Source organism: Pseudanabaena sp. CCNP1317 (assembly GCF_034931345.1).
Classification (GTDB): Bacteria; Cyanobacteriota; Cyanobacteriia; order Pseudanabaenales; family Pseudanabaenaceae; genus Pseudanabaena; species Pseudanabaena galeata.
Genome location: NZ_JAYGIF010000156.1, coordinates 1 through 26,014, shown reverse-complemented (window position 1 = coordinate 26,014; position 26,014 = coordinate 1). Strand labels below are relative to the sequence as shown.

Below are 26,014 nucleotides of genomic sequence, written 5' to 3'. Positions count from 1 at the left end.
TCTAGGAGCAGCCATGCTAGACACAGCAACACTTGAGCAACGCTTGATAACCCTTGAACAAGTAGTTTTCGATCTTCAACATAAATTTGAAAGTCAGCCTAGCTCCGACAACTGGCTCGAAAACCTCATAGGTTCAATCTCTGACGACTCAGCTTTTCTTGAAGCCCTAGAATATGGACGTGCATTTCGGCAGTCTGACAAACCTATTGATGACGCTGACAAATAATCGTGAAATATTTGCTCGATACCGACCACATCAGCTTTCTACAGCGCCGTTCCAGTTCAGAGTTTATTCGATTAACTTTGCGGATGTCACAACATTCGCTCTCCGACTTTGCCTTATCAGTTATTAGTTTTCATGAGCAAGTAATTGGCGCTCACAGCTTCATCAATCGCGCCCAAACAAATACAGATATAGCTCGTGGATATACGCTGTTGTTAGAAACTCTCAACAGTTTTGCAAAGGCTCCAGTTTTACCATTTGATGCTAAAGCGATCGCCATATTTGATGAGATGAGAAGTCAAAAAGTTCGCGTATCTACAATGGACTTGAGAATTGCAGCGATCGCCATTTCTAACAACTTGGTATTACTTACCCGAAATACTGGGGACTTCAGTAAAGTTCCGAGTTTAATAACCGAAGATTGGACGGTGTAACGCAGAAGAGACTCTGTTGCAATATGCAACAATTTGATGTATATTGCAACCAACTTGATTGAGGTTTTACCATGTCTATCGCAATCAGAATTTCTGAGCATTTAGCCCAAGAAGCAAAAAGTCGATCTAAAGCGATGCATCGCTCAGTTGCGGGTCAAATTGAATATTGGGCAGCAATGGGCAAAATCCTTGAAGACAATCCAGAGCTTTCGTTTAGCTTTGTTCAAGCAATATTGATTAGTCGTGAGCAAGCTAAGAATTCAGAATTAACACCCTATGAGTTTAGTGAATAAATCCGATGGGTGAGATTCAAGTTTTTCAAACGCCCTTATTTTCAAAAATCAAGAAAAAGTTAAAGAAAAATCAAATCAAAGATCTTGATAATGCGGTAAGAGAAATTATCAAAAACCCCGAAATTAGGGAACAAAAAAAGGGTGATTTAGCCGATGTCTGGGTTTATAAATTTAGAATGGTTGATCGAGAAAATCTCCTTGCGTATCAATGGGATGCAAAAACGAGAACTTTAATCTCCCTCGGAGTTCATGAAAACTTTTATCGTGACATCAAAAAATATAAAAATTTCTAAATTTATAAAAATTGCTATAACGTTTCTGCTGTCGCTTTAACTGTTTTTTCTAACTGAATTTACCTGCACTAGCTAAGACTAAAAGTGAGAGTTGCGATCGCCTAAAAATCACGACTCATAGTAATAGCGATCGCTAGTCATTCAGGATTGTTTTGCTGATCACCTCTCCAGTAACATCAAGTTCATAGGCGATCGGTACACCTGTCGCTAATTCTAGCGCTGTCACTTCCGATGGACTGAGATGATCTAGCATCATGATGATCGATCGCAGAGAGTTCCCATATGAGTTGAGCCATGATGATTCTCTCTCTAGTGATGTTTTGACTAGTAATTTATTAGAGTAACTATATAGCTATATATGACTTGATGAAGTTTAATATTATACTCAACCTATTCAACCAGTAAATCAAGCGATCGCCTGTCACTATGGGTTTCAGAGGTCAGATTTTGTTAAGACTCTATTCTATAGATTCTTAAATTCAACAAAAATATTTGTTTTACCTTAGTGTAAAGCGTTGTAATTTATTGAATTAGCTCAAATATGGCCTTTTACATTTATTCTTTAGGAGACAAGCAAGATGGTTTCACTTCAACAGTTACGTCGCTTTTTTCTCAATATTAGCTTGTCAGTAATACTCGTAACTTTTATCTCCCTTGGTTTTGGCACGGCATCTAGTTGGGCAGCAATTTCATCCACAGATTCCATTAACCAGTTCCAAAGTCCAATTGCAACCATGAAGCAAGAAGATAAAATTAACGAGGTCAATGGCAAGATTAAAGAAAAAATCGGCAATATAACTGGCGATTCAAAAAAACAAGCTGATGGCAAAGCCATGCAATTTAAGGCTAAAACCCTAGAAGGACTCAATAATAGTATTGAGAATCCTAACTACAAACCCAATAGTCAAAATTGTGAAATTGAAGATTGCGCTCGTGAATCAACGGAAGATGTAGAATCTCAAATTCGTGAAAATTGGCACTAAAACTGCTATACCTTTCATGAATCCATTTTAGATTGCTAACCACTCTATGAAGACATCCTTAGACTGTATTCCCTGCCTTTTGCGTCAATCCTTAGAGGCCTCTAGGTTAGTTTCGCCCGATCCTTCTGTCCATGAGCAAATTATCCGTGATGTTCTGCATTGGACAGGAGAAATGGATTTAAACCAATCGCCTCCTGAAATTGCCCAACTGATCCATCGACGGTTACGCGAACTAACAGGAGTGACTGATCCCTATCATGAGGCAAAAGACTGGCAAAATCGGATGGCGATGGAATTGATTCCTAAATTCAGGGCTGAGGTCAAGGCTGCTAAAAATCCGCTATTGATGGCAGCCCGTCTGGCGATCGCAGGCAATGTGATTGATATGGGCAGTAATGGCAATCTCACAGAAGCAGATGTACAAGAGTCTTTAAGTAAAGCTCTAACGGAACCATTTTTTGGAGAAGAAGATCGGTTTCAACAGGCGATCGCCAATGCGAAATCAGTTTTATATCTAGCGGATAATGCTGGAGAAATAGCTTTTGACCGACTTCTAGTGGAACAAATAATCAATCAAGTTCCGCCAGAACGAGTGACGTTGGTGGTGCGCGGTGCGCCTGTTCTCAATGATGCAACTCTGATTGACGCGCATACAGTGGGGATTGATCAAATTGTGGAAGTAATTAATAATGGTTCCGATGCTCCTAGCACTCTCTTAAATGATTGCAGTAAAGAATTTCGCCGCCTCTTTGCTGAGGTTGACTTGATCATTGCTAAAGGTCAGGGAAATTTTGAGGCTCTCAATAATAATCCCAGCAATATCTTTTGTTTATTTAAGGTCAAATGTGGGGTAATTGCTAATCTTGTTAATCAACCAATTGGTATGCAGATGCTTATACATTCCCAACTTGATTTAGGGCAGAAATGTAGAAAGTAAAATAAAACTAAAATGTAGTACCCTATAAACAAAAAACAATGACAAATGTTAGCCCCGTTCCAATAATTCCAGAATTCCTTCTCTTGTACCAACGCGCCCAAACAATAAATCTGTATCTAATCTGCCATCAAGCGATCGCGGCAACTTGGCACAATCTAGCTCAACAAAGGGTTGAGCCGCTAAACCAGAGCGATCGTAAATTAACCATGCCAGAAAAGTTTTGCCAGTTCCTGCTTGTCCTTGGAAAATGATGGGCTTCAGGGTGGCGGCAGCATAATCGATTTGTTCGCTTAACTTTTGAGTTGCCTTACTGTTACCAATAATTGTTTTATCTTTGGGAACATTCTGAATATAGGACTGCAACCCTTGAATACGTTGTTGTTCCTTGGCAATGCGGGTACTAAAAGCATTGAGGTCTTGGGCTAAGAGCGTATTGAAGAGATGTTCTAGTTCAGAATGTTACTGCTTAATGAAGTTCGGTAAATTTCGACGGCTCCCCATTTCATCAAATACAGTCCGATCGCAGGTTGATTAGCTTGATAGATAATCAACCTGCTTCCACTTTAAATAAATGCAGTGATCGGGCGATATCTTGCAAAGTGCGATCGGGCAGATGTCCCCACAGTCGATGAAACCTTAACCAGTCACAGCATTCTGCCTCCGCCTCTAGATCGGGTTGTGGCAAATCCTCTAATCCCGCACCTAGTGATGGATGTTCTGAAGCAGATAAGGAAAGCGAATTAATTGTAGAAACCATAGTTTCACATTACCATCCAAAATACGAACTCAGGTATTATCTGAGTTATCCTAATTTATCGATTTCCGATTGCGTTATATATTATATTCAACCAAGTCATTCAGAAAACAATACAAGTGCCTGTCAAGGTAATGGCATAAGTTTGTTGGGTGCTTAGGATGAAAACAGATTATTTGATCGTTGGCAGTGGTTTATCAGCATTGACCTTTGGTGCGCTGATGGCAAACTCTGGCAAAACTGTCCAAATTCTGGAAGCTCACGAACATGCTGGTGGCTTTGGGCATACGTTTACGATGGCAAAAAAATATAAGTTTAACGCTCAATTTCACTATGTTTGGGATTGCGGCGAAGGGCAAACCGTCAATCGCGTACTTAAAAAACTCGGTTTAGAACATAAAGTAACCTTTGAACGTTATGACCCGCAAGGCTTTGATCATATGCGAAGCCCTGACTATGCGATCGATATTCCCTCAGATCCAGAAGAGCTAATCCAGCGACTATCTAGCCTCTTCCCCGAATCTAGCGATCGCCTCCTTGAGTTCATTAATGAAGTCGAGAAAACTGGCGAGGGCTTAAAGAAATTATCGCCGCCAATTAATCCGATGGAACTAATCAAACATCCGCTTGAGGTGTTTTCTACGGTTCAGTATCTGAATAGTACACTTCAAGATGTATTTGATAAGTTTCAGTTACCTCAAGCTGCTCAAACTTTACTCGCTCTGCAATGGCTGGATTTTTTGCTGCCGCCCAATCAGCTGTCTTTCTATGCTTGGGTGGTATTGTTCCGAGGCTATCAATCGGGGGCTTTCTATCCAACACAGCATTTTGAACATGTGATTAATTCATTGGTCAAAGTCATCGAATCTCACGGTGGGCAGGTATTGCTTAATCATGAAGTTATCAATTTTAGCGTTATTAATAGAACAGTTACAGGAGTTAAGGCGATGAATCTCCTTAACCACCAAACCGAAGAATTTACGGGCGATACGGTGATTTGCAATATCGATCCCAAAAAAGCCGCCAAGATGATCGGTGAATCCCAATTCTCGAAAACTGTGCGCCGAAAACTCGATTATGAATATTCGGCTTCTAACTATATGGCTTATTGTGTGGTCAAAGATATCGACCTGAGAGAATATGGATTTGGAAAGTGGAATCTCTTCCATACGGGGCATCAAAATCTCAATGAAGCCTTCGCCCAGATGTACGATCGCCATGATTTTTCTAATCCCAGTTTTGCCATTACTACGCCCACATTACTTACCGATGCAAGCCCAGACTGCCCAGAGGATTGCCAAATTGTGGAATTTTTGACCGTCGCCAATTATGCCTATTTTAAGCAATTACAGGAAAGCGATCGCAAGGCTTATAACCACAAAAAACAGGAGATTTTTGATTCTATTTTAGATGTTGTGGAGGAAAAATATGTACCAAACTTTAGGAAGCACATGGTCTTCCATATTACGGGTAGCCCGACCACAAACGAGCGTTTTTGTTGGTGTCCTAACGGTAATTCCTATGGCTCTAGCTTAACACCTCGTAATATGGGACTGGGCAGATTAAATCACGAAACTTCCCTCCATCATTTCTATTTTTGTAATGCTTCATCTGGATATCCGGGGTTTGCGCCCACGATTTGGACAGGAGCATTGTTATATCAAAGACTTTCTGGTGATTTGATTTTAGGAGATCCCCCCCAGCCCCCCTTGTAAAGGGGGGAGAATTTTCTTCTTCCCCCTTTACAAGGGGGATTGAGGGGGATCTTTCGTAACTCATGCTATAGCTGATAACTTGTGTGTACACGGTAGCTTGTAAAGGGGGGAGAATTCATTCATTCATTATCTTCTTCCCCCTTTACAAGGGGGATTGAGGGGAATCTCTTCAACATCTATTTTATAAATTGAGAATTCTACTATGAAAATCGCAATAATTGGCGGCGGCGCTAGTGGTATGGTCACAGCCTACCTCCTCGATAAACAGGGACATCAAGTCACTGTATTTGAACGACAGCCTAGTTTAGGCGGACATATTCAGACATTGAATAAAAATGTGCAGCCGAATCAATCCGATTGTCAGGAAGTTCTCGAATGTGGAGTAATCGAATTTCCATCGGTGTTTCATAACTTTATGCAACTGATGGAAGAACTAGATGTAGAACTTGAACCAGTTGATATTGGCTCAGCCATGTTTTTTAAAAATGGCAGTCACTATCTATCGGGAGTCGCAATCCGTAAGAACTTTACGGGTATCCGTCGCCTGATCGAACATTTGCGCCTTGATCGCCTCTATGCTCGTTCCCTAGGATTATGGCTCAAAATCAAATTTGCTGACTTGAATGAGTTTGACAATCATCCCTTGTCGCAATATCTGAAACTCTCATGCGATCGCAATACTTGGCTCAAGTTACTAGTCATGTATAGCTACTCAATGCCGATGGAAATGATTGATGACTTTCCCGCAGAATTAGCGATGCCAGTTTTGCGAGACGATGTTGCCGTCAAATGGTTCAGGATCAAAGGTGGCGTGTATTCCTACATTGAAAAAATCTTAGCAAGATTTAAAGGAGAAGTCGTTCTTAATGAAGAAATTGACCATATTTTCAGAAGCCCAAATTCTGTCAAAATAGTGCGATCGCAGGGCAAAGTTCAGGAATTCGATAAAGTCGTATTTGCGACACCACCTGACCAAGTGCTGTCACTCTTAGCCGATCCGACAGAATCGGAAGTGAAACGTTTTTCTGCATGGAGAGCCAATCATGTGAGTAGCATTGTCCATAAAGATAGTTCTATGTACGATCGCTATGGTATCAAACAGCCTTCAGAATTTGACTTTTTTCAAACTGATACGGGTTGGGGCTATAACAGTTGCCTAAATCAGCTTTGTGATATTGCCTCATCACAAAAATATTTTCTATCCTACCAACTGGAAGAGATAATTGCTGGCGATCGCCTTATTCACATCCAAAAGCATCACACGCCGTTATATACCACCGAATCTTTTAAGTATCGCGATGAAGTGATCGCTACTAATGGCGAGAATAATACCTATCACGCAGGATCTTACCTTGGAGACGGATTACATGAAGGTGCGATTACTTCGGCTTTTCATGTCGCCCAATTAGTTGGTGTAGAGAATTTTGTTTTTTATTGTGCGTAAAGAATTGAATTTATTTCATGCAATCACTTCAGTTTATACATTCCCTATACGCGATCTCAACCGACACGACTAGAAGCTAATGAATGTAGACAGATTAAAACGTCACGAAAATAATATGCCCACGATTGGCATGAATAATGAGTCTAAAGCATATAGCAATCCTAAATGGTTTGAGAGTACGCCCCAAAGGGGCGCACTCTCACAACCCATTTAGGATTGCTATATGTTGGGTGGTGGAATTGGCTCTTTAGCTGCCGCCGCTTTTATGATTCGCGATGGTGGATTCTCTGGGTCAAATCATTAAGAGATAAAACGATGAAAACAAATGCCTACGCTGCCCAAAATGCCACAACTCCCCTTGCGCCCTTTAGCTTTGAACGTCGAAAAGTTGGCAAGCATGATGTGCAGATCGAAATTCTCTATTGCGGTGTGTGTCACTCCGATTTGCACACCGTCCGCAGCGAATGGAGCAGGGCAACCTACCCTTGCGTCCCTGGTCATGAAATCGTCGGTCGGGTCGTAAAAGTTGGCAAAGATGTCAATAGGTTTAAGGAAGGCGACAAAGTTGGGGTGGGTTGTATGGTCGATTCCTGCCTTGCCTGTGCCAACTGTAAGGAAAACTTGGAGCAGTTCTGCGAGAAAGGTGCAATTTTTACTTATAACTCTCCCGACAAATATACTGGCGGAATCACCTATGGTGGATACTCCGAAAGCATTGTGGTGGACAAAGAATTTGTCCTGAAAATCCCCAAGAATTTGGATCTGGCGGCAACTGCTCCATTACTGTGCGCGGGGATTACCACTTATTCGCCCTTACGTTATCACAATGTAGCCAAGGGTCAGAAAGTAGGCGTTGTGGGACTCGGTGGGCTAGGACATGTAGGAGTGAAGTTAGCAAAAGCTCTCGGGGCGTATGTCGTGGTTTTCACTACCTCACCGAGCAAAGTTGAAGATGCGCTGCGGCTCGGAGCGGATGAAGTCGTCAATTCTAAAAATGAAGACGAGATGCAGAAACACCTAAATAGTTTCCACTTCATTCTTGATACTGTGTCTGCAAAGCATGATATCAACGCTTACCTCCTGATGTTGCGACGTGACGGAAACCTCACTCAAGTCGGAATTCCATCTGAGCCGCTTTTGCTTTCGGTGGGTAGCCTAATTTTCGGTCGGCGCAGTATGAGCGGCTCTCTGATTGGCGGCATTAAAGAAACCCAAGAGATGTTGGATTTCTGCGGTAAGCACAACGTTACTGCCGATATTGAACTTATCCCCATCCAAAACATCAATGAAGCCTACGATCGCCTCTTAAAGAGCGACGTGAAATATCGTTTCGTGATTGATATGGCTTCCTTAAAACAGACTGTGTAAGAACCCATTTAAGAATTGTCTAGATCCCCCCCAGCCCCCCTTACGAAAGGGGGGAGAATCAATTAGACTCTCTTCTTCCCCCTTTCGTAAGGGAGATTGAGGGGGATCTCTTAGAGTCTTTGACCGTAGAAAAGTATTTCTTAAATGGTTTCTAAAGGAGAAATTGTATGACAAACCCACAATCGCATCCATTAACAGGTGCAGACTCAACCGATGACGCTGAGAATGATGCCTATCGAGCCGAAGTAAATGGTGATGAATCCGTTGGCGGTAGCACCGCAGTTCCCGATCGCAATGATATGGAAGAAATGGCGAAAGCAGTAGGGATTGAAATAGATGATGACACCCCCCTTGCTACTGAAGAAATGCTCCTAAAGCGCGATCGCGATCGATGGGAACTAGATCCCGCATCGGCTGATGAACATTACAGCCACTTCCGATCAAAAGAACCATAAGAATAAATTTGAAAGCGTTGCTTCGCAACGCTTTCAAATTTATTCTTGGTTCTGGTTTGAGCGTAAAGCGCTGTAAATCTTACTTAAATAAATCATTAGGAAAAAAATTATGACAGATATCATGAGCCGCGAAATTCAATTAGTTTCTCGTCCCAACGGGATGCCAACCGCAGCTAACTTTGCGATCGCGCAGACCAAACTAGAACCACTTCAAGATGGACAAGTGCTGGTTCGCAATCTCTATATGTCCGTCGATCCCTATATGCGTGGTCGCATGAGCGATCGTAAATCCTATGTTCCGCCATTCGCGTTAGGCAAACTCCTCGACGGCGGCGCAGTCGGCGAGGTGATCGAGTCTTGCGCCAAGGAATTTAAGCAGGGAGATGTCGTTGTTTCCAGCTTAGGCTGGCGAGAATACTTTATCGCTGCACCGAAAGCGTTGCATATGGTCAGTCCAAACATTCAACCCCTTTCAGTTTATCTTGGCGCATTGGGTATGACGGGTATGACCGCTTGGGCTGGATTGAATTTAGTAGAAGTCAAAGCTGGCGACGTGATTTTTATTTCAGGTGCAGCAGGTGCAGTGGGCAGTGTTGCTGGACAAATCGCCAAATTGCGTGGATGTCGGGTGATTGGAGCCGCAGGCTCTGCGGAAAAGGTCAAATTTCTACAGGAAGAATGTGGCTACGATCTCGCATTGAATTATAAAACTTCTCCAATCCTCGAACAATTACACCAAGCTGTTCCCGATGGCATTGATGTCTATTTCGATAATGTCGGTGGAGAAACTCTAGAAGCTGCCCTCTCTGTATTACGTACCTATGGCAGGATCATCGCTTGTGGCGGCATCTCTGGCTACAACGAAGAAAGTCCACAGGCTGGACCTTCTAACCTTTTTAACATGATCACTAAGCGATTGACCATGAAAGGGCTGATCGTTAGTGACTTCCTTGATCTACAGAGCGAGTTTGAAAAGGAGGTGGGTAGTTATTTCCGAGATGGCAAACTGAAGAATAAAGAAACCGTAGTGGTAGGCATTGAGCAAGCTGTGGGCGCATTCATCGGGCTCTTTGCAGGCAAAAATATCGGCAAAATGGTGGTGAAGTTAGAGTAGGAGTCAAGATTGGCGGAGCGAAGCGCCGCCAATCTTAATGTCTTTAGGTGAAGGTTAGTATCTTATTCAGTCAATTCAATCAATTCAATCAGGAAATCAAGCGATCGCCTGTCAAAGTATTTCCATAAGCCAGAGTTGTTAATTCATCTCTAGTATATATTCTCAAATCATTCTCAAATTAAGGAGTACAGCATGAGTTTAGAAAATAGAGCTAAAGCAGCTACTAAAAACGTCGAAGGCAAGGTTCAAGAAACAGTCGGCGATATGACTGGGAACACGAAAGATCAGATGCAGGGCAATGCCAAACAAGCTGAAGCAAAAGTGCGTAATGCTGCTGAAGATGTCAAAGATGAAGTCAAAAAGGCTGATGACTAATTAGCTGATGGCTAATTAGTTGGATCGTCATCCCGAACTGTTCAATGTATACAATCGCGTAGTAATCGGTCTAGCTACCCATGATGTAGATGGAATTAGCAATCTGAATACTGAGCTAGCTAAAAAAGATTGACGCGATAGCTTAAGAGCTATCTCTGTCCATTTGTAAATTACTTAATCTTAAACATAAAAGGAGATCTTTATGAATCTAATTTGGACTGGTATTGGTGTTCTTATTATTCTCTGGGTATTAGGATTCTCAATTAACATTGGAGGTGGGTTAATCCATATCCTCTTGGTTTTAGCCGTGCTTGGGATTGTCTACAATGTGTTTATAGGTCGAAGCACCTAAATTTTTATCTATAACTGATGTTATGTGGAACCCTCATCACCCCTTATCCCGCCTACCCTGTACACACAAGTCTCTCTGTCTTCGTTTCAGGGTGTAGATCCATCTGATTTATTAATTTTTTACTGCGAGAAATCCCATAGCGAATACAATCGCTCTCAGCAAATCTATCCCTCAAGAACAATGGAGCAAATTTTTTGACCAGTTTTCATCTGATCATCTTGGACGACATATTGAGATTGAGATCATTGACTCAAAACTTGGTGATGAATCACAGTTAAACCTAGATTGAAAGCAGCCGACATTACCAGTGATATCAGAGATGCCTTCAAACGTAATGTGCTGTTAGATGCAAACAAGATCCATATTAAGCCCAATGGGAATAAGGTCATATTGCATGGGAAGGTTAGCAACTATGCCGAGATGGAAGAATCCGAACAAGTTGCTTGGGGCGCTCTAGGAGCAAATTCTGTGGACAATCAACATATTCGATGGAGAAACAACATGAGCATTACCGAATACGACAATACTGATGAGCAAGTTATTGGCTCTGGATGGATAACCGCGATCGCTATTGTGATGATCGTGTTAGGTATTATTGCGATCGCATTTCCCTTCTTTGCTACCATTGCCTCGACCGTCTTATTCGGTTGGGTATTTATCTTTGCTGGAATTGCCCAAATTGCTTATGCCTTTCAGTCGAGAGGCGCGGGTAAAATCGCTTGGAAAATGATTCTCGGTCTTCTATATCTCTTTTCAGGAGTTTTCGTAATGGTAAATCCGATCAAAGGAGCATTTGCTTTCACGATCGTATTAGGCATTACCATTTTCTTGCAAGGAATGATTCAGGTATCACTCGCTTTTCAAATGCGCTGGATCTCTACCAACTGGGGATGGATGCTTGTGAGTGGACTCATGGGCATTATTTTCGGTATTTTCGTCTGGTCAAGCTCTCCGCTCAGCGCCGTTTGGCTAATTGGCACTTTAATTGGAATAAATCTCTTGTTTGATGGGATTTGGATGCTGACTCTACATTCAGGCGAGATACTGACTATTTCAAATTAGAGTAGGAACTTGAATTGTAGCCAATCGCGATCGCCTAATCCATAAGTTTCTGTCACAAGGAGAAGAAATATGACCAATACATTCGACGGAATATCAGAAATCCCTCGAAGATTACTTACTTCTGGGACTTCACTGACTCTGATTTTGGGCGGCGGATTTACAGGCTTATTTACAGCATTTCATCCTTGAATTGGCACATTTAAGCCATCAGCATTATACAACTCCCACAATTCTCATCGATCACGAATGGAGTTTTATCTTTAAGCCACTCTTGTATGAAGTTCTCAGTGGTGAGATGAATATGCAGTTTATTTGTCATCGCTATGCCACTCTTTTGCATAAGAGTGGGATTACCTTTATTCGTGATGAAGTACAATCGATTGATTTACAGCAGCGACAGGTTCGGTTAACCTCTGGACTTCATTACATCAATAATAATCTAGTGCCATCGCATGGTGAGATTTCCGACATTCATGTGGTGATTATTCAACGAGGAGATTCTCAAAAGCGATCGCGATCGCTTACGGCAGACGGCTGAAGATGCATTACAAAAACGCTCAGTATTTGTAGAAGTCATGATTGAAACCGCAGTAATTGAAATACGTCTGAATATTATTGTGATAAAACGAAGTGACCAAATAGAAGAGATTACTGCGGCAACAATTATTTGGAAAACGGGAATCGCCACAACCCCTCTCATAGATACATTATCGATTCCCGATGGAGATTAATTTTCACGGGAATTTCAATGTGTCGCACGATGCGGAGTACTCCTAGTAAAACAGCCATTTAGCGACTTACACCAATTATCGATCAGACGAACCAATGGAGTATAGATGTGATTACGGATAAAGATAAATTTGAAGAGCATATTAACAATCTATCGAACGCATCACATCCATTAGCAGTAAATGGAGAAAAAGAACCAATAGTACTTTTAGTACTTTTGTCAGAGCAACCAGAAAAGCCAACACCAAAGCGGATTAAACCGATCGCCTTTGTGTTGGTAGGATTAGGGCTTAGCGCAGTCGTTGCAGGTATTTTTGGTTATCGCTATTGGCAATAAATTTTGCAGATACAAGATCAAGAAATATCTGAAAACAGTCATCATTTAGTTGTAATTTAACACTAAGCTAATGTTAAATTATTGACACACTTCCAATCAAAGCTGAGGTTAAAAGGATTTGTGACTAAAACTATAGCTATTTTTAATCAAGCTGGTGGCGTGGGTAAAACTACGCTTACCCATAACTTAGGCTACCAAATAGCTAAACGCGATCGCCGAGTTTTGTTGGTGGATATGGACCCACAGTCGTCTCTCACTAAGTTTGTTGGGCTAGTACCTTCTGAGTTAACCAAGACAGTTGCTAATGCGATTATTGACGAAGAAGCACTACCAATTCACAAAAATTTATTAGGGATGAATTTTGTCCCTGCCAATCGTTTTTTAAGCGCTACGGAGATGCAATTAGTCAGCGCTTCTCTACGCGATTTTCGCCTAAAAGATGCTTTGGAATTGGTGCAAGAGCAGTACGATTATATTCTGCTTGATTGTCCGCCAAGTTTAGGTCTGCTAAGTTATATTTCATTAGTTGCCGCGACCCATGTTCTCGTTCCTGTAGAAACTCACCTCAAAGCGTTTGAGGGAACCGATGAGTTATTGCAGACACTCACCTATGTAAAAAGCAAACCTAATAAACAATTGCAAGTAATTGGATTTGTACCCACACGATACGATGGTCGCAATTCCGCAGATATTCGCACCCTTGAAGCAATGAATGAGCAACTCTCTGCATGGGGTAAAGTGTTTGAGGCAATTCCCCGTGCTACAGCATTCGTTGATGCTAGTGAAGAGAGATTGCCTCTAGCAGCTTTACAAGCTAAGCATCCTGCTGTAAAGATTATGAACAAAATTATCGATCATATTGAGAAACTAGCATGACCCGTAAAACAACAAAGCCTTTTAGCGGACGCATCACTGCACCTAGCGCTCCTTGGCTTGCACCTGAAGTTGATGAATCTCCTGAGCCTAGCGATCGCCCTAAGTCTGAGGTTGAAATTCAAATTACTGATATTCATCTACCCCCGAAGCAACCTCGCCGCTATTTTGATGCAGAAGCATTGCAAACCTTAGCTACATCGATCGCACAGCATGGAGTTTTACAACCTCTACTAGTGCGTCCTCGTTCGGCGGGTGGTTATGAACTGGTTGCGGGTGAACGTCGGTATCGGGCGGCTCAGTTATCAGGTTTAAATGCTGTTCCTGTAGTTGTGCGGGAGTTAGATAATAATGAGGCTTGGCAAATTGCGCTAGTCGAGAACCTACAGAGAGAAGATCTCAACCCCATCGAAGAAACAGAAGGAATTCTCGATCTACTAGCCCTTGAACTTGCGCGTCCCTTGAATGAGATCCCTAATCTACTGCGTCAATTATTCAACCAAAACAACCGCAGTAAGGATGATTTTAGTGATTCTGATAATCATGGGGAGATTGATAATAACGTTATTATCAATGGCAAGGATGATCTAGCTAAAACTGATAATAACGTTATTATCAGTAATGAAGACAATAATAACGGGCTTAACAATGCAACTCTAATTCAGCAAATCGAACAAATTTTTGAGCAATTAGGGCGGATGAGTTGGCAGTCGTTTGTAACGAATCGGTTGCCTTTGCTAAAGCTGTCGGAAATTGTAGTTCAGGCTTTGCGTGAGGGCAAGATTGAATATACTAAGGCGAAGCTGATTGCTGGTGTTAAGGACGCGGCGATTCAAAAGCAGTTACTAAATGAAGCGATCGCTGATGGTCTTTCTTTAAATGAAATCAAGAGTAGGATCAAGGAAAGCTCTCAAAAGTCTCTAGCTAATGAGCCAACGGATCTACGTTCTCAGTTTGAGTCTACCTTTAAGTCTGCAAAGTCATCGCCTGTTTGGAAAGATCCGAAAAAGCAAAAAAAGTTAGAAGCTTTATTGAAGCAGTTAGAGGCTTTGATTGGTTAATGGGATGGCGATCACTTCAAACATCAACAGTTGATTAAGGTAGGAAGTGGCGATCGCCTTTTGTCATCATTAAGCGCGATCGCTAATAGAGCCTTGTAAACAAAAATAATCACCTCAAATATCAAAAATTGAGTAAGGTAGATAGGCGATCACATAACATATAAGTATTTACAAATAGTAAACATTAGCGTAATGAACTGACATTGATTTTAATTTTGGGCAAAAATATGGAAAACTTAGATGAATACAGAAAATGGGAATGGCTGTCAGAGACAACTAAAACCGATAATTCTTATAGTAAAGTTGGGGAATCAGTAGTTAGTTGGCTGGGACGTTCCACTATTAAACGAGCGCAGATATTCAGACAGTTTTTGAGGAGAAACTTAGGGGAGATTCCATCAGAGTATCAAGAGCATTTCATAAAAGCATTGCAAACTAGATGGGATAGTGCCTTTCTTGAATTTATACTAGCTAGAACTATTCAAGTTTTAGGCGGAAAGTTTTGTATAGAGTTAGAAAATTCAGACGGTAAGTGTCCAGATTTCCTTGTTAGCTTTGGTGGGCATCAACTAATTATTGAAGTTGTTTCGCCCAGTTTCGATAGTGAAGGAGACGAAGAGAGAAAAAGAGACGAACTACTTATTGAATTTATAAATGCAAATACGCCAACTGGTTGGAGTATTTGCGTGATTCAACTACCTAATATTGGCTATGCAGACTCTAAAAAAGAATTTAAGCGAACATTTTTACAAATGTGTGACGAATTACCAGATAAGCCTCAAGAAGAATGGGATTATAAAAGTAAAAAGTTGGAATCGGGACTATTACATCTAGGTTTTTTTCCACAGGAACAGAGAAATTCAAGTCGTATGTACTCTATTGGGTGTGCAGAGAATAGAATAAAATATGCTGCCAAGAAAAAACGTAAACAGGTAAGAAGTGAATCTCTGCCTGTCTTATTGGCAATACACGGCTCAGGTTATGGGGTAAAATTTGATGATTTTGATCGTGCTTTGTTTGGCTACAAAACTATAATTGAACATACTAGCAATAATCTTCAGGAGGCTATAGTCAAACCAGATGGAATATTCCTAGAGTCTGGCAAAGAAGATAAAAGTCCCACATTTGCAGGCATTCTAGCTTTTAAGAGAGTAGATCTTTTTCGCCATCCTGATCCTGTTATCTACCATCACCCAAGATTCTTTGGGGAATTACCAGAAGAGATTATGATCTTTGAACAAAGAAGGTTGCGAGACTCGGCTATAAACATTCAACCTCCAAAACGCAAAAATGTTTTAGCAGAACTTGGTTTTACAAGTAGTGATTGTCTGTAATACTTTCCTATACAAAGCAGCAATCATTCTCCTTAATACTCAATTTCAAAATCAAAGTTGTCAAAGATTATAGACTATAAAATAAAGATGATTAACCCATCGAGAAAAGAATATGGCTGAAACTGTTACTTTACAAATACCAGAAGCATTGTACCAACGCTTAGCGATCGCGGCAGGAGCAACACAGCGATCGCTAGAAGACATAATTTTACAAGCCTTACAAATTGGCAGCCCACCAACATGGAAAGACGTACCCGAAGAATTTCAAACCGACCTTGCCAGCTTAGATCGACTTGATGACGATTCACTATGGCAAATTGCCCGTAGCCAAAAAACACAGTTGGAAATGGAACGCTACGAATCCCTATTGTCAAAACAACAAGATACATCACTTACTGATTCTGAAAGATTGGAATTAGATACCCTCCGTAGAGATGGCGATCGCTTCATGTTACGCAAATCCCAAGCCGCCGCAATCCTAAAATGGCGTGGTCATAATATTCCCAGACTAGCAGGGTAGATTTTGTGTCAGGCTATATTTCTCAAAATCTGCGATCGCAAATAGAATCAATTGACCGTAAGCGTTGCTGCTATTGCCTCACGACTGAAGCAAATTGCGGTATGCCCATGACAATCGATCATATTCAACCAGTTTCAAAAGGAGGACTGAATACCCTTGAAAACCTATGCCTTGCCTGTCGAACTTGCAACGAATATAAATCTGACACCACAGAAGCGATCGATCCATTCACAGGCGAACTCGTAGCGTTGTTTAATCCCCGACAACAAAATTGGAAGGAGCATTTTCAATGGAATAATGATGCCTCTCAAGTTGAAGGTTTAACAGCGATCGGGCGTGCAACAGTTATCGCTTTACGGATGAATAATGCCGTCATTGTCGCTACTCGTAAACGTTGGTTTACAATTGGTTGGCATCCACCAGAAAGTTGAAAAAAACTTACCGTATTACATCACCTTACACTGATCGTCTCAAATTTGTGCAGAAACGCAAGTACAATATCCTGCTCAGGAATCACCCTTTGAATCAAATCTTGAGTAATTCCCCCCTCAATTCCATCATACTCAATTAGTACTTTCCCATCCTTAATACTCACATAAATCAAATTACCCCGCACCCGTCTCTCCCGATCCCAACCAAACTGCATCAGCGCATAGCGACTATTCACATCATCAAATATCGGCTCTAAGTGAATATTGCCATGAGAAGGACGCAACTTAGCATACTCACTAATTACCTGCTTGATTACTGCTTGATAGGATTTGACGGTATCCATTGAGTTATCTCCTTAGTGCTTAGATTTACGATAACAAGTTTTAACGGAATTTCAGCGATCGCTAGTTTACCAATTGGCTCATCAAATATATCGCCATAAGTCGCCTCAGAAATTGCCAGATATAGATCACGCTCTGGGTCAATCTGGTTAAGCAAGATGCGATACAAAGAATATTGCCCGATCGCTTGCTCTAAATCAACAACTTGAGACTGACCTCGAAACTGCTTAATTTCAATCGCAATTTATTTATTTCCTTGCCGAACTCCAATAAAGCCACTTGCCGCAAGATCCACAAATAAAAAGCGATCGCCATAGGAAATAACATAGGGATCGTCAGTAACTTCCCATCCATCTTTAATAACTGCTTCTTTTACAGCATCATGGATGGAGTCTCTAGCTGGCAAATTATTTACTCCTCAAATTCTTATTTTCTTGAATATATTATAATAACCCTATTGATATTTTTGGACGATCTCAAATATTTGCAAAAAACATGTCTGAAACTGTTACTTTACAAATACCAGAAGCATTGTACCAACGCTTAGCGATCGCAATACTATACAACGCACTTAATACTAGAAAAAAGTGTTAAAGAACTACTCAAATGCCAGAGCTACTTAAAAGAATCACAATCAACCCCAGACAATGTGGCGGTCGTCCCTGCATTCGTGGTATGAGAATTCGCGTCTCAGACGTTCTTGACTTATTTGTAGCTGGACTCAGCGCCGAAGAGATTTTAGAAGAAATGCCCGATCTAGAAAGAGATGACCTAAAAGCAGCACTAGCCTATGCATCTCGTAAACTCAACCATCCCGTATTAGTTGCATGACCATCTGGATTGATGCCCATTTATCACCAGCGATCGCCCCTTGGATCTATAGAACCTTTAATATAAGCGCCTTCGCTTTGCGAGATCTTGGATTAAGAGATGCAGAAGATCCTGAAATCTTTGAAGCAGGTAAAGCTCAAGAAATTATTTTTATGACCAAAGATAGTGATTTTGTCGATCTAGTTGAACGGCTCGGATCGCCACCGCAAATTATTTGGTTGACGTTTGGCAATACTTCCAATGCCCAATTGAAAGAAATTCTGACTGCTACTTTACCAAAAGCATTAGAAATTCTAGCTACAGGTGAATCATTAGTAGAAATTAGCGGAAATTAAATTTAAGGTTATCGAGAAAAAATATGGCTGAAACAGTTACCTTACAAATACCAGAAGCATTGTACCAACGCCTTGCGATCGCGGCAGGAGCAACAAGAGCGATCGCTTAAAAAACATAAAAAGTCTCCAGTTCCATGACAAAATTAAAAAGTTTCATTTTATAAGCAATAGCAGTTTCATGGAAGCACGTCCGCAAGAGGTGATCTTTTACGCAACCGAAGACGACGAGCGTCCCTTTGAACTTTGGTTAGAATCACTACGCGATCGTCAAGCAAGAGCTTGAATTAAAGCACGACTCGATCGAGTTGAAAATGGAAACTTTGGAGACTACAAGCCTGTTGGATCAGGAGTCATAGAACTCAGAATTGACTACGGACAAGGTTATCGAATATATTTTGCTCAAGCAGGAGAAACCATAGTTCTTTTGCTATGTGGCGGTGACAAAAGCACCCAAAATCAAGATATCATCAAAGCAAAGCATTACTGGGTAGATTTTCAGAGGAGAAAAAATGCCAACCTATAAAAGCTATCATTCCTATCTAATTGAATCCTTAAAAGATCCCTTAGAAGCTGCTGCTTACTTAGATGCAGTCCTAGAAGATGGTGACTTTGAACATATTTTATTGGCTTTGAAAAATGTTGCAGAAGCTCAACAAGATGTTACTAACAATTCAAAAAACAAAAAGCTGAATTTAGATCTCAACTCTCAACTATTTCCAAACCAACAGCCCAGCGAGTTAATGACAATTGCTAAATTACTAAACCAATTAGGGCTAAAACTCTCTGTAACTGTTCAGGAAAGACAACCTGCCTGAAATTACTTTGTATGAATTATAACTGAAACAGTTATTTTCAAAATCCAGAGCCATCGTAACAAAGCCTAGCGATTGTCGCGATCGCCATGATAATTTTAGAAGAACTCGAAGATGAAATTCAATGGAATATTTCAGTTGAACATTCTCAAGACGTACTAGCAAAACTAGCTAAAGAAGCAATGTCTGAGTATCATTCAGGCAAGACTCAAGAAAATGAACGAAGCCGATCGCAATCCACCACAGATTACTCCAAATATCCAAGTAACAGCGCAAACACTTTTTAGCGAAATTCGTCAGCTTATTGATGCCGCCAAACAACGCGCCGCCGTTGCCATCAATGCCGAAATTACACTGCTCTATTGGCAAGTCGGCGATCGCATTCAAACCGAAATACTCCAACGTCAACGCGCCGAATATGGCAAACAGGTTATAACAGAACTTTCGCGACACCTTACCCAAACTTACGGTAAAGGCTGGAGCGAAAGGCAACTGCGCTATTGCATCCTGATCGCCGAAGTTTTTCCCGATCGAGAAATTTTGCATACACTGTGTGCAAAATTGAGTTGGTCACATCTCAAGCTAATAATGGGTATAGATGACCAACTAAAGCGCAATTTCTACATCGAGATTACACAACTCGAAAATTGGAGCGTTCGCCAACTACAAGAACGCATCAACTCCATGCTATTCGAGCGCACCGCCATCTCCCGCAAACCCGAAGAAACCATTCGCCATGATTTAGAACAATTACGCGAAAACAAGCAAATATCACCCGATTTACTGCTAAAAGATCCCTACATCCTAGACTTTTTAGATATAAGCGATCGCTACCTCGAAAAAGACCTCGAAGATGCCATCCTGCGTGATATCGAGAAATTTTTATTAGAACTTGGCGCAGGATTCACCTTTATTGCAAGACAAAAACGTATCCAAATTGATAACGACGACTTTTATATTGACCTGCTGTTCTATAACCGCAAACTCAAACGCCTTGTTGCGATCGACCTCAAACTCGGCAACTTTCGCCACGAATACAAAAGCCAAATGGAACTTTATCTGCGTTGGCTTGCCAAATATGACCAAGAAAGCGATGAACAATCCCCATTGGGAATCATTTTATGTGCAGGTAAAAAACAAGAACAGATTGAACTACTCGAACTAGACAAAAGCGGTATCCATGTCGCCGAATACCTCACCGTATTACCTCCCAAAGAATTACTTCAAGCAAAACTACAACAAGCGATCGCATCGGCTCGTCGTCGATTACCTTCGTTAACGTGAGTTCGATATAGCCATTTGCGCCGCGCTTCGCGCGGCACAAATGGCGCAAAATGGTAAAAATTGCAAAGCAATTTTTACCATTTTGCGCTTTTGTCGAACTGACGTTTCGTTAGAACAAGATTGATACGTTTTTCAGCGATCGCGGCAGGAGCTACACAGCGATCGCTATCAAACTTCTATTTCTGCAATCTTGCATAAAACTTGCCATGCCACCTCTAATTCACCCCGATTAACCAAAGGAGCCAAAACCTGAGACATCCCATATTGTTTACCCTCTAACTTCACAAACACAATATCATCCCCATTCGTCAACATCGCAAAAGTCGGGCGAGTCCCTGCGGGATGCGTACCGCCGCCATTCGGACTAGCCATCAAATAAGCCAAAGTTTGAGGCAAAGCAGACCAAACCGAAAGCATCGTTTTCTTTGATTCTAAAACGATTATCCACAAGCGATCGCGCAAAAACAACACATCAATTCGCCCCTGTAGCGTTTCTTCACTATCAGAAACATCGATTGCAATCGACTCCTCCGCCTTAATCCGAAACGGAGGATCGTATAAACCAGCGATCGTGAGCAATGGCGAGACAAGTAATAGCATCACCGTACTTTCTAGCAAATGTCCCCCAGACCGATGATAAATATAACGCCGCCAGAGAATCTCTAAATTGCCGCGATCGCTAGGATTGATCACTGGTAACTGGTCATACCATTCCGTAAAAAAGTCCCTCGATTCACTACGACTCAAGCCAAATTTTCTCTCTGCTTCAGCGATCGTCGTGATGGCTTCAGTAACAGCTAATGTTTGCATAGCGAATACTTTGAGTTGGTTTTCAATACCATAATTCTAATCTCTAGCTCTCAATTCGTAACAAGTCGCTATCCGAATATTATCAGAATGTCTTTTAAAAAGCGCGATCGCCTGTCTAAATATTATCCCGTACAAAGGATAAACTTGATTTTATAATCTACAAGGGATAAACTAAATTTTATACCCTAAAAAGGATACAAGCATCAGACCATGCTAATCCACTCCTCCAAAGAACTAGCTGAATATCTACGCGATCGCCGCAAAAGACAAAAATTAAGCCAAGCCGAAATAGGCGATCGGGTAGGTATCAAGCAAGCCACCATCTCCGCCTTTGAAAACAACCCCGAAGGCACAAAATTAGAAACTCTATTTAAACTATTCTCTGCTCTAGATCTAGAAATACAGATTATTCCCAAAGAAGAAGCCCGTAAGCCTAAACAAGGATGGAAAGAAGAATGGTAAGAACAAGGCGTGTTAATAGCCTCAATATCCTCATGAATGGCTATCTAGTTGGGACTTGGCAAAACTTACCCAGTGGCGCAATGAACTTTCAGTATGCAGAAGAATGGCTAGAAACTGACGGAGCGCGTCCCATCTCTTTATCAATGCCCTTACGCAGACAGCCCTATGAAGGAGATCTTGTCTATAACTTTTTCGATAACTTGCTACCAGATAGTCGCGAAATTCGAGCAAGAATTCAAAAACGCTTTAGTATCTCCACCTCACAGCCATTCGATTTATTAACAGCGATCGGAGCCGACTGCGTTGGAGCGATCCAAATTTGTCATGAAGGCATTTCCCAAACTATAGAGACAACCCAATCACAGCCACTGTCAACGGATGAAGTTGCCAGATATTTGAAAGAATATAAAACAACTTCTATAGGAACAACCCAAAATAATAACGATTTCCGCATATCGATCGCAGGTGCTCAAGAGAAAACTGCCTTACTTTGGCATAAAGGAAAATGGTGTCGTCCTATCGGCACTACGCCCACCAGTCATATCTTCAAGTTTCCCATTGGCATAATTCCTAATGACAATTTAAACATGAGTGATAGCTGCGAAAATGAATGGCTATGTCTCCAAATCGCCAAAGCATTTGGATTACCCACAGCCGAGGCTCAAATTCAGCATTTCAATGATGTCAAAGTATTAGTTATAGAGCGCTTCGATCGCCGATGGTCTCAAGATCGACGGTGGTTGATCAGGCTTCCTCAAGAGGATATGTGCCAAGCATTAGGAATGTCGCCAAACTTGAAATATCAAAATCAGGGCGGAGCAGGAATCAGTGAAATCATGAAAGTATTACTCGGTGCTGAAGATGCTAATGGCGATCGTGAGAAATTTTTTCGCAGTCAAATTCTATTTTGGCTATTAGCCGCCACAGATGGACATAGTAAGAACTTCAGTATTTACATTAATCAAGGCGGCAGCTACAGATTAACGCCTCTATATGATGTAATTTCTGTATATCCATTCATCAAAAACAAGTCTCTATCCAAACGTAACGCCAAGATGTCCATGTCACTTAGAGGAGAGAAGACAAACTATTACAATTGGGAATCAATTCAGCCAAGGCATTTTATCTCGACAGCCAAGGCAGTTAATTTTTCAGAAGCAAAGGCAAGCATAATTCTAGAGGAGATGCTGACAAACGTTGATGATGTAGTCGCTCAAGTCAATACAGTCCTACCAGAAGACTTTCCTACTCATGTCAGTCAGCCAATTTTGGAGGGGATGCTATCTTTAGCCAAGCGATCGCTAAACAATCGCGCACAATGGATTTACCAACCTTAAATTATCCATGAACCTATTCGATAACCATCGCCAACAAATCACCGCATCAGAAGCGCCCCTCGCCGATCGCCTACGTCCGCGCCACCTCGATGAATTCATCGGACAAGAACATATCCTCGGACAAGGAAGACTACTCCGCCGCGCCATCCAAGCAGATCGCCTATCATCCCTCATTTTTTATGGTCCCCCTGGCACAGGCAAAACCACTCTAGCAAGAATTATCGCCAACACCACCAACGCCCACTTCATCGCCATCAATGCTGTTCTTGCAGGCGTAAAAGAAATCAGAGAAGCGATCGAAACCGCCCAAACCCAACGCGGCTATCACAATCAACGCACAATCCTCTTTGTCGATGAAGTGCATCGCTTCAACAAATCCCAACAGGATGCATTACTGCCTTGGGTAGAAAATGGCACAATTATTCTCATCGGTGCAACTACTGAGAATCCCTTCTTTGAAGTGAATAAAGCATTAGTCAGCCGATCGCGTTTATTTCAACTAAAGCCCTTAACCGAAGCGGATTTGCGGCGCGTATTAGAGCAAGCACTTAGCGATCGCCAAAGAGGTTACGGCAACCTCAATGTAAATGTTACTGAAGAAGCGATCGCCCATTTAGCCAATGTCGCCAATGGTGATGCAAGGTCACTGCTGAATGCATTGGAACTCGCAGTAGAGACAACAGAGCCATCTCAAGATGGCAATATCAACATTACTTTAGCTGTAGCCGAAGAATCGATTCAACAAAGAGCCGTTCTCTACGACAAAGAAGGCGATGCTCACTTTGATACGATTAGTGCATTTATCAAAAGTGTGCGCGGCTCCGATCCTGATGCGGCTCTCTATTGGTTAGCCAAAATGGTCTATGCAGGCGAAGATTCCCGTTTTATTTTGCGGCGATTACTGATTTTAGCGAGTGAAGATATAGGACTTGCCGACCCACAAGCAGTAGTAGTTGTGAATGCTTGTGCTGAAGCCTTAGACCGCATTGGCTTACCTGAAGGTCGCTATCACTTAGCCCAAGCCACCCTCTATCTTGCCAACACTCCCAAATCGAATAGTCTCATGGGATTCTTCGATGCGATCGCCGCCGTTGAGCAGGAACGTCAATCCGATGTTCCCAATCCCCTCAAAGATGGTAATCGCGATAAAAAAGGATTCGGTCATGGAGCAGGTTATCTCTATCCCCACGCCTATCGCGACCATTGGATCGAGCAGCAATATTTACCCAGCAGTTTGCAAGGACAGGTCTTCTATCAACCGTCGGATCAAGGTGCAGAAGCCGCGATTAAGTTACAAGTGGAACGTCGTCGCGAGGCACAATTAGCGGCAATGGTAAGCGGTGTAGTCGTAGAATTGCCTGAAATCCTTACCTTTAGTCCAACAGATACTAAAAGCGATCGCTGGTTACAACGCACCATCGGACAGTCAGGAGAGAGATTAGCAAAAATACGCGATCGCCTATTCTCCAGATTATCGCTGCAACGTCATCATGTGGTTCTCAACCTAAATGCTGCCACAGGATTATTCACATGGGAAGCATTGCGCTCGGTTCCAGAAGGCGGAGTTTATGCAATTACTTATCAAGAATCGGAAGCGATCGCTTTGCAAGAACAAGCAGCAAGTTTGCTCGAACTTTTGCGCCCAATTGTTTTGCATGGTTCGTTAATAGAGATTCCTAATGTAGTAGCCTCTATGCATTTTGAAGCGATTATTGGCTATAACACTCTGTTGCGGGAACCTGACAAATTAACTTGCATTCAGCAATTAGCCAATCTCTTACAACCTGATGGCAAAATCGCTCTTTATGAATCAATTCCCAAACACACGCAAAGAATTTACCGATTAATCGATTTACCTGATGCATTTGGCGATCGCTGGATGCAAGCAGAAGAAGCAATCTATAGCAATCCTGATGACCCGATGACAAATTGGGATGTTGATAATTTGAGATCGGCTTTTGAGAAAGTAGATCTCAAGGTTGAAATAGAAGTAGAACGTATTACAACACCCATGCAGATTTCTACGGCTTTATTAAACCGTTGGTTTAGCAAGTCTCAGACAAAGCCATCCTATGCCAGCCATCTAGCCAAGTTTCTCACCGATGATGAAATTGCGATCGCTCAACAATTGCTAACCAATAAACTATTGAATAAAACAGTCGATTGGGCAAGTACAGCAGCAATGATTATTCATTAACCGCCAAAACCGCCAAAGTAGAAAACAACTTATGTCGAGCCTGAGCCGAAAGCCTAGCCAACACATAATCATGCAAATAACGCGGGATATGCTGAGCAAAGAACTCAAAAATCCCAGTCAAAGTCTCCTTTATCGGGATCTCTTCAGCCAAAAACAACTCAGTTGTACCAACCCAAAGATCAACGATCGCCAGATCAGCAGAATCAGTAAGCAAAACCAGATTTTCATTAAAACTATGGATCAATTGGTTATATAGAGTATCTAATAACGGTTTGATCCAATCAAAATGGTAAAGCAACACTCCGCGAGGAATATCGAAATACTTGCATAGCTGGCGTTGAGAAGCATTCAGCAAATCAAAACCACCATCGGCAACAGCATTAATCACCTGAGCCACCTTGAGTTGCAAAAGCTCCAAATTAGACATCGCATCGGCAGTGATATCACCAGATTTAATAAGCGTATGGGGCATATCACCCAGATTAAAATCCGACAAAAAGTAAATAACATCACCATC

The 26,014-nt window shown here is 41.8% G+C and carries 38 protein-coding genes and 4 pseudogenes; 35 read left to right on the top strand and 7 right to left on the bottom strand.

The features are described from left to right. Nucleotides 1-13 precede the first annotated feature (13 nt). From VB775_RS24435 to VB775_RS24420, 4 genes are all read left to right on the top strand, one after another. Nucleotides 14-226 (top strand): transferase hexapeptide repeat containing protein, encoded by a 213-nt coding sequence (locus VB775_RS24435; protein ID WP_281009732.1) that lies wholly within the window; start codon nt 14-16, stop codon nt 224-226. Between the two features lie 2 nt (nt 227-228). Then, nucleotides 229-657 (top strand): type II toxin-antitoxin system VapC family toxin, encoded by a 429-nt coding sequence (locus VB775_RS24430; RefSeq protein ID WP_281009733.1) that lies wholly within the window; start codon nt 229-231, stop codon nt 655-657. A 71-nt stretch (nt 658-728) separates the two neighbouring features. Next, complete coding sequence (locus VB775_RS24425) at nt 729-950, top strand: TA system antitoxin ParD family protein (RefSeq protein WP_055076270.1); 222 nt, start codon at nt 729-731, stop codon at nt 948-950. 5 nt (nt 951-955) lie between these two features. Next, nucleotides 956-1,243: a type II toxin-antitoxin system RelE/ParE family toxin gene (locus tag VB775_RS24420; protein WP_281009734.1), complete on the top strand. Its 288-nt coding sequence runs from the start codon at nt 956-958 to the stop codon at nt 1,241-1,243. Between the two features lie 133 nt (nt 1,244-1,376). On the opposite strand, the gene VB775_RS24415 is transcribed toward VB775_RS24420, so the two are convergent. Next, a complete protein-coding gene (locus VB775_RS24415) occupies nt 1,377-1,499 on the bottom strand; it encodes a hypothetical protein (protein ID WP_281009735.1) in 123 nt (40 codons plus the stop codon). Between the two features lie 322 nt (nt 1,500-1,821). Between VB775_RS24415 and VB775_RS24410 the strand changes: the two genes are divergently transcribed. Beyond that, nucleotides 1,822-2,226 carry a CsbD family protein gene (locus tag VB775_RS24410; RefSeq protein WP_281009736.1) on the top strand — a complete coding sequence of 135 codons (405 nt, stop codon included), beginning with the start codon at nt 1,822-1,824 and terminating at the stop codon, nt 2,224-2,226. A 46-nt stretch (nt 2,227-2,272) separates the two neighbouring features. Next, the gene (locus tag VB775_RS24405; RefSeq protein ID WP_281009737.1) at nt 2,273-3,163 is read left to right on the top strand and encodes a damage-control phosphatase ARMT1 family protein; all 891 of its coding nucleotides are present in this window, start codon (nt 2,273-2,275) and stop codon (nt 3,161-3,163) included. 48 nt (nt 3,164-3,211) lie between these two features. Here VB775_RS24405 and VB775_RS24400 read toward each other — a convergent pair whose 3' ends face one another. Together VB775_RS24400 and VB775_RS24395 are read right to left on the bottom strand one after the other, a co-directional pair. Continuing rightward, a complete protein-coding gene (locus tag VB775_RS24400) occupies nt 3,212-3,526 on the bottom strand; it encodes a sigma 54-interacting transcriptional regulator (protein ID WP_281009738.1) in 315 nt (104 codons plus the stop codon). A gap of 184 nt (nt 3,527-3,710) precedes the next feature. Continuing rightward, the gene (locus tag VB775_RS24395; protein WP_281009739.1) at nt 3,711-3,920 is read right to left on the bottom strand and encodes a hypothetical protein; all 210 of its coding nucleotides are present in this window, start codon (nt 3,918-3,920) and stop codon (nt 3,711-3,713) included. A gap of 158 nt (nt 3,921-4,078) precedes the next feature. Between VB775_RS24395 and VB775_RS24390 the strand changes: the two genes are divergently transcribed. The 20 genes and pseudogenes from VB775_RS24390 (at nt 4,079) to VB775_RS24305 (ending at nt 17,087) form a co-directional block, all read left to right on the top strand. After that, nucleotides 4,079-5,632 carry a phytoene desaturase family protein gene (locus VB775_RS24390; protein WP_281009740.1) on the top strand — a complete coding sequence of 518 codons (1,554 nt, stop codon included), beginning with the start codon at nt 4,079-4,081 and terminating at the stop codon, nt 5,630-5,632. Between the two features lie 202 nt (nt 5,633-5,834). After that, a complete protein-coding gene (locus tag VB775_RS24385; RefSeq protein ID WP_281009741.1) occupies nt 5,835-7,076 on the top strand; it encodes an FAD-dependent oxidoreductase in 1,242 nt (413 codons plus the stop codon). A 79-nt stretch (nt 7,077-7,155) separates the two neighbouring features. Beyond that, a complete protein-coding gene (locus VB775_RS24380) occupies nt 7,156-7,290 on the top strand; it encodes a hypothetical protein (RefSeq protein WP_281009742.1) in 135 nt (44 codons plus the stop codon). 9 nt (nt 7,291-7,299) lie between these two features. Beyond that, nucleotides 7,300-7,374 (top strand): annotated as a pseudogene (locus tag VB775_RS26655) (oleate hydratase); the annotation flags it as partial. A gap of 17 nt (nt 7,375-7,391) precedes the next feature. Further along, nucleotides 7,392-8,444, top strand: a complete 1,053-nt coding sequence (locus tag VB775_RS24375; RefSeq protein WP_281009743.1) for an NAD(P)-dependent alcohol dehydrogenase — start codon at nt 7,392-7,394, stop codon at nt 8,442-8,444. Between the two features lie 167 nt (nt 8,445-8,611). After that, complete coding sequence (locus VB775_RS24370) at nt 8,612-8,899, top strand: DUF6335 family protein (protein WP_281009744.1); 288 nt, start codon at nt 8,612-8,614, stop codon at nt 8,897-8,899. Between the two features lie 109 nt (nt 8,900-9,008). After that, a complete protein-coding gene (locus VB775_RS24365; RefSeq protein ID WP_281009745.1) occupies nt 9,009-10,013 on the top strand; it encodes an NADP-dependent oxidoreductase in 1,005 nt (334 codons plus the stop codon). Nucleotides 10,014-10,205: 192 nt separating this feature from the next. After that, nucleotides 10,206-10,388 carry a CsbD family protein gene (locus VB775_RS24360; RefSeq protein WP_281009746.1) on the top strand — a complete coding sequence of 61 codons (183 nt, stop codon included), beginning with the start codon at nt 10,206-10,208 and terminating at the stop codon, nt 10,386-10,388. Nucleotides 10,389-10,407: 19 nt separating this feature from the next. Beyond that, nucleotides 10,408-10,521: pseudogene (locus VB775_RS24355) on the top strand (4a-hydroxytetrahydrobiopterin dehydratase); the annotation flags it as partial. A 69-nt stretch (nt 10,522-10,590) separates the two neighbouring features. Then, on the top strand, nt 10,591-10,740 hold the full coding sequence (locus VB775_RS24350; RefSeq protein WP_281009747.1) for a lmo0937 family membrane protein: 150 nt from the start codon (nt 10,591-10,593) through the stop codon (nt 10,738-10,740). Between the two features lie 136 nt (nt 10,741-10,876). Further along, nucleotides 10,877-11,029, top strand: coding sequence for a DUF5335 family protein (locus VB775_RS26650; protein WP_323263273.1), 153 nt, complete (start codon nt 10,877-10,879; stop codon nt 11,027-11,029). Continuing rightward, nucleotides 11,026-11,802: a DUF308 domain-containing protein gene (locus VB775_RS24345; protein WP_281009748.1), complete on the top strand. Its 777-nt coding sequence runs from the start codon at nt 11,026-11,028 to the stop codon at nt 11,800-11,802. Before VB775_RS26650 ends, VB775_RS24345 begins: the two co-directional genes overlap by 4 nt. Before the next feature lie 190 nt (nt 11,803-11,992). Next, complete coding sequence (locus tag VB775_RS24340) at nt 11,993-12,340, top strand: hypothetical protein (RefSeq protein ID WP_281009749.1); 348 nt, start codon at nt 11,993-11,995, stop codon at nt 12,338-12,340. A 37-nt stretch (nt 12,341-12,377) separates the two neighbouring features. Beyond that, nucleotides 12,378-12,533 carry a hypothetical protein gene (locus VB775_RS24335; protein WP_281009750.1) on the top strand — a complete coding sequence of 52 codons (156 nt, stop codon included), beginning with the start codon at nt 12,378-12,380 and terminating at the stop codon, nt 12,531-12,533. Nucleotides 12,534-12,640: 107 nt separating this feature from the next. Next, a complete protein-coding gene (locus VB775_RS24330) occupies nt 12,641-12,868 on the top strand; it encodes a hypothetical protein (RefSeq protein ID WP_281009751.1) in 228 nt (75 codons plus the stop codon). 120 nt (nt 12,869-12,988) lie between these two features. After that, complete coding sequence (locus tag VB775_RS24325; RefSeq protein ID WP_281009752.1) at nt 12,989-13,744, top strand: ParA family protein; 756 nt, start codon at nt 12,989-12,991, stop codon at nt 13,742-13,744. Further along, nucleotides 13,741-14,802: a ParB/RepB/Spo0J family partition protein gene (locus VB775_RS24320; protein WP_281009753.1), complete on the top strand. Its 1,062-nt coding sequence runs from the start codon at nt 13,741-13,743 to the stop codon at nt 14,800-14,802. Before VB775_RS24325 ends, VB775_RS24320 begins: the two co-directional genes overlap by 4 nt. Before the next feature lie 227 nt (nt 14,803-15,029). Then, nucleotides 15,030-16,136 (top strand): hypothetical protein, encoded by a 1,107-nt coding sequence (locus VB775_RS24315; protein ID WP_281009754.1) that lies wholly within the window; start codon nt 15,030-15,032, stop codon nt 16,134-16,136. Between the two features lie 112 nt (nt 16,137-16,248). After that, entirely contained in the window at nt 16,249-16,656 is a 408-nt protein-coding gene (locus VB775_RS24310; RefSeq protein WP_190353035.1) for a hypothetical protein, read from the top strand. A 5-nt stretch (nt 16,657-16,661) separates the two neighbouring features. Continuing rightward, a complete protein-coding gene (locus VB775_RS24305; RefSeq protein ID WP_281009755.1) occupies nt 16,662-17,087 on the top strand; it encodes an HNH endonuclease in 426 nt (141 codons plus the stop codon). A gap of 20 nt (nt 17,088-17,107) precedes the next feature. On the opposite strand, the gene VB775_RS24300 is transcribed toward VB775_RS24305, so the two are convergent. Both VB775_RS24300 and VB775_RS24295 read right to left on the bottom strand, forming a co-directional pair. Then, on the bottom strand, nt 17,108-17,431 hold the full coding sequence (locus VB775_RS24300) for a XisI protein (protein WP_281009756.1): 324 nt from the start codon (nt 17,429-17,431) through the stop codon (nt 17,108-17,110). Then, a pseudogene (locus tag VB775_RS24295) lies at nt 17,401-17,835 on the bottom strand (XisH family protein). The gene VB775_RS24300 and the pseudogene VB775_RS24295 overlap by 31 nt, the downstream one beginning before the upstream one ends. 200 nt (nt 17,836-18,035) lie before the next feature. On the opposite strand from VB775_RS24295, the gene VB775_RS24290 reads away from it, so the two are divergent. From VB775_RS24290 to VB775_RS24270, 6 genes and pseudogenes are all read left to right on the top strand, one after another. Further along, nucleotides 18,036-18,260 (top strand): DUF433 domain-containing protein, encoded by a 225-nt coding sequence (locus tag VB775_RS24290; RefSeq protein WP_281009757.1) that lies wholly within the window; start codon nt 18,036-18,038, stop codon nt 18,258-18,260. After that, a complete protein-coding gene (locus VB775_RS24285) occupies nt 18,257-18,595 on the top strand; it encodes a DUF5615 family PIN-like protein (protein WP_281009758.1) in 339 nt (112 codons plus the stop codon). Before VB775_RS24290 ends, VB775_RS24285 begins: the two co-directional genes overlap by 4 nt. A 178-nt stretch (nt 18,596-18,773) precedes the next feature. After that, nucleotides 18,774-19,118: pseudogene (locus VB775_RS26645) on the top strand (type II toxin-antitoxin system RelE/ParE family toxin). After that, a complete protein-coding gene (locus VB775_RS24280; RefSeq protein WP_281009759.1) occupies nt 19,105-19,410 on the top strand; it encodes a DNA-binding protein in 306 nt (101 codons plus the stop codon). The pseudogene VB775_RS26645 and the gene VB775_RS24280 overlap by 14 nt, the downstream one beginning before the upstream one ends. A gap of 86 nt (nt 19,411-19,496) precedes the next feature. Next, a complete protein-coding gene (locus VB775_RS24275; RefSeq protein ID WP_281009760.1) occupies nt 19,497-19,694 on the top strand; it encodes a hypothetical protein in 198 nt (65 codons plus the stop codon). Further along, nucleotides 19,624-20,691 carry a PDDEXK nuclease domain-containing protein gene (locus tag VB775_RS24270; RefSeq protein WP_281009761.1) on the top strand — a complete coding sequence of 356 codons (1,068 nt, stop codon included), beginning with the start codon at nt 19,624-19,626 and terminating at the stop codon, nt 20,689-20,691. The genes VB775_RS24275 and VB775_RS24270 overlap by 71 nt, the downstream gene beginning before the upstream one ends. A gap of 168 nt (nt 20,692-20,859) precedes the next feature. Here VB775_RS24270 and VB775_RS24265 read toward each other — a convergent pair whose 3' ends face one another. After that, complete coding sequence (locus VB775_RS24265) at nt 20,860-21,501, bottom strand: type I restriction endonuclease subunit R (protein WP_281009762.1); 642 nt, start codon at nt 21,499-21,501, stop codon at nt 20,860-20,862. Between the two features lie 210 nt (nt 21,502-21,711). Between VB775_RS24265 and VB775_RS24260 the strand changes: the two genes are divergently transcribed. From VB775_RS24260 to VB775_RS24250, 3 genes are read left to right on the top strand one after another with little or no spacing between them, the layout of a single operon-like run. Then, nucleotides 21,712-21,963, top strand: coding sequence for a helix-turn-helix domain-containing protein (locus tag VB775_RS24260; protein WP_281009763.1), 252 nt, complete (start codon nt 21,712-21,714; stop codon nt 21,961-21,963). Next, nucleotides 21,957-23,300: a type II toxin-antitoxin system HipA family toxin gene (locus VB775_RS24255; protein WP_281009764.1), complete on the top strand. Its 1,344-nt coding sequence runs from the start codon at nt 21,957-21,959 to the stop codon at nt 23,298-23,300. The genes VB775_RS24260 and VB775_RS24255 overlap by 7 nt, the downstream gene beginning before the upstream one ends. A gap of 7 nt (nt 23,301-23,307) precedes the next feature. Then, nucleotides 23,308-25,497 (top strand): AAA family ATPase, encoded by a 2,190-nt coding sequence (locus VB775_RS24250; RefSeq protein ID WP_281009765.1) that lies wholly within the window; start codon nt 23,308-23,310, stop codon nt 25,495-25,497. On the opposite strand, the gene VB775_RS24245 is transcribed toward VB775_RS24250, so the two are convergent. Next, on the bottom strand, nt 25,487-26,014 hold a 528-nt coding region (locus VB775_RS24245), incomplete at its 5' end, for a hypothetical protein (RefSeq protein ID WP_323216991.1). The two genes, VB775_RS24250 and VB775_RS24245, sit on opposite strands and share 11 nt — an antisense overlap.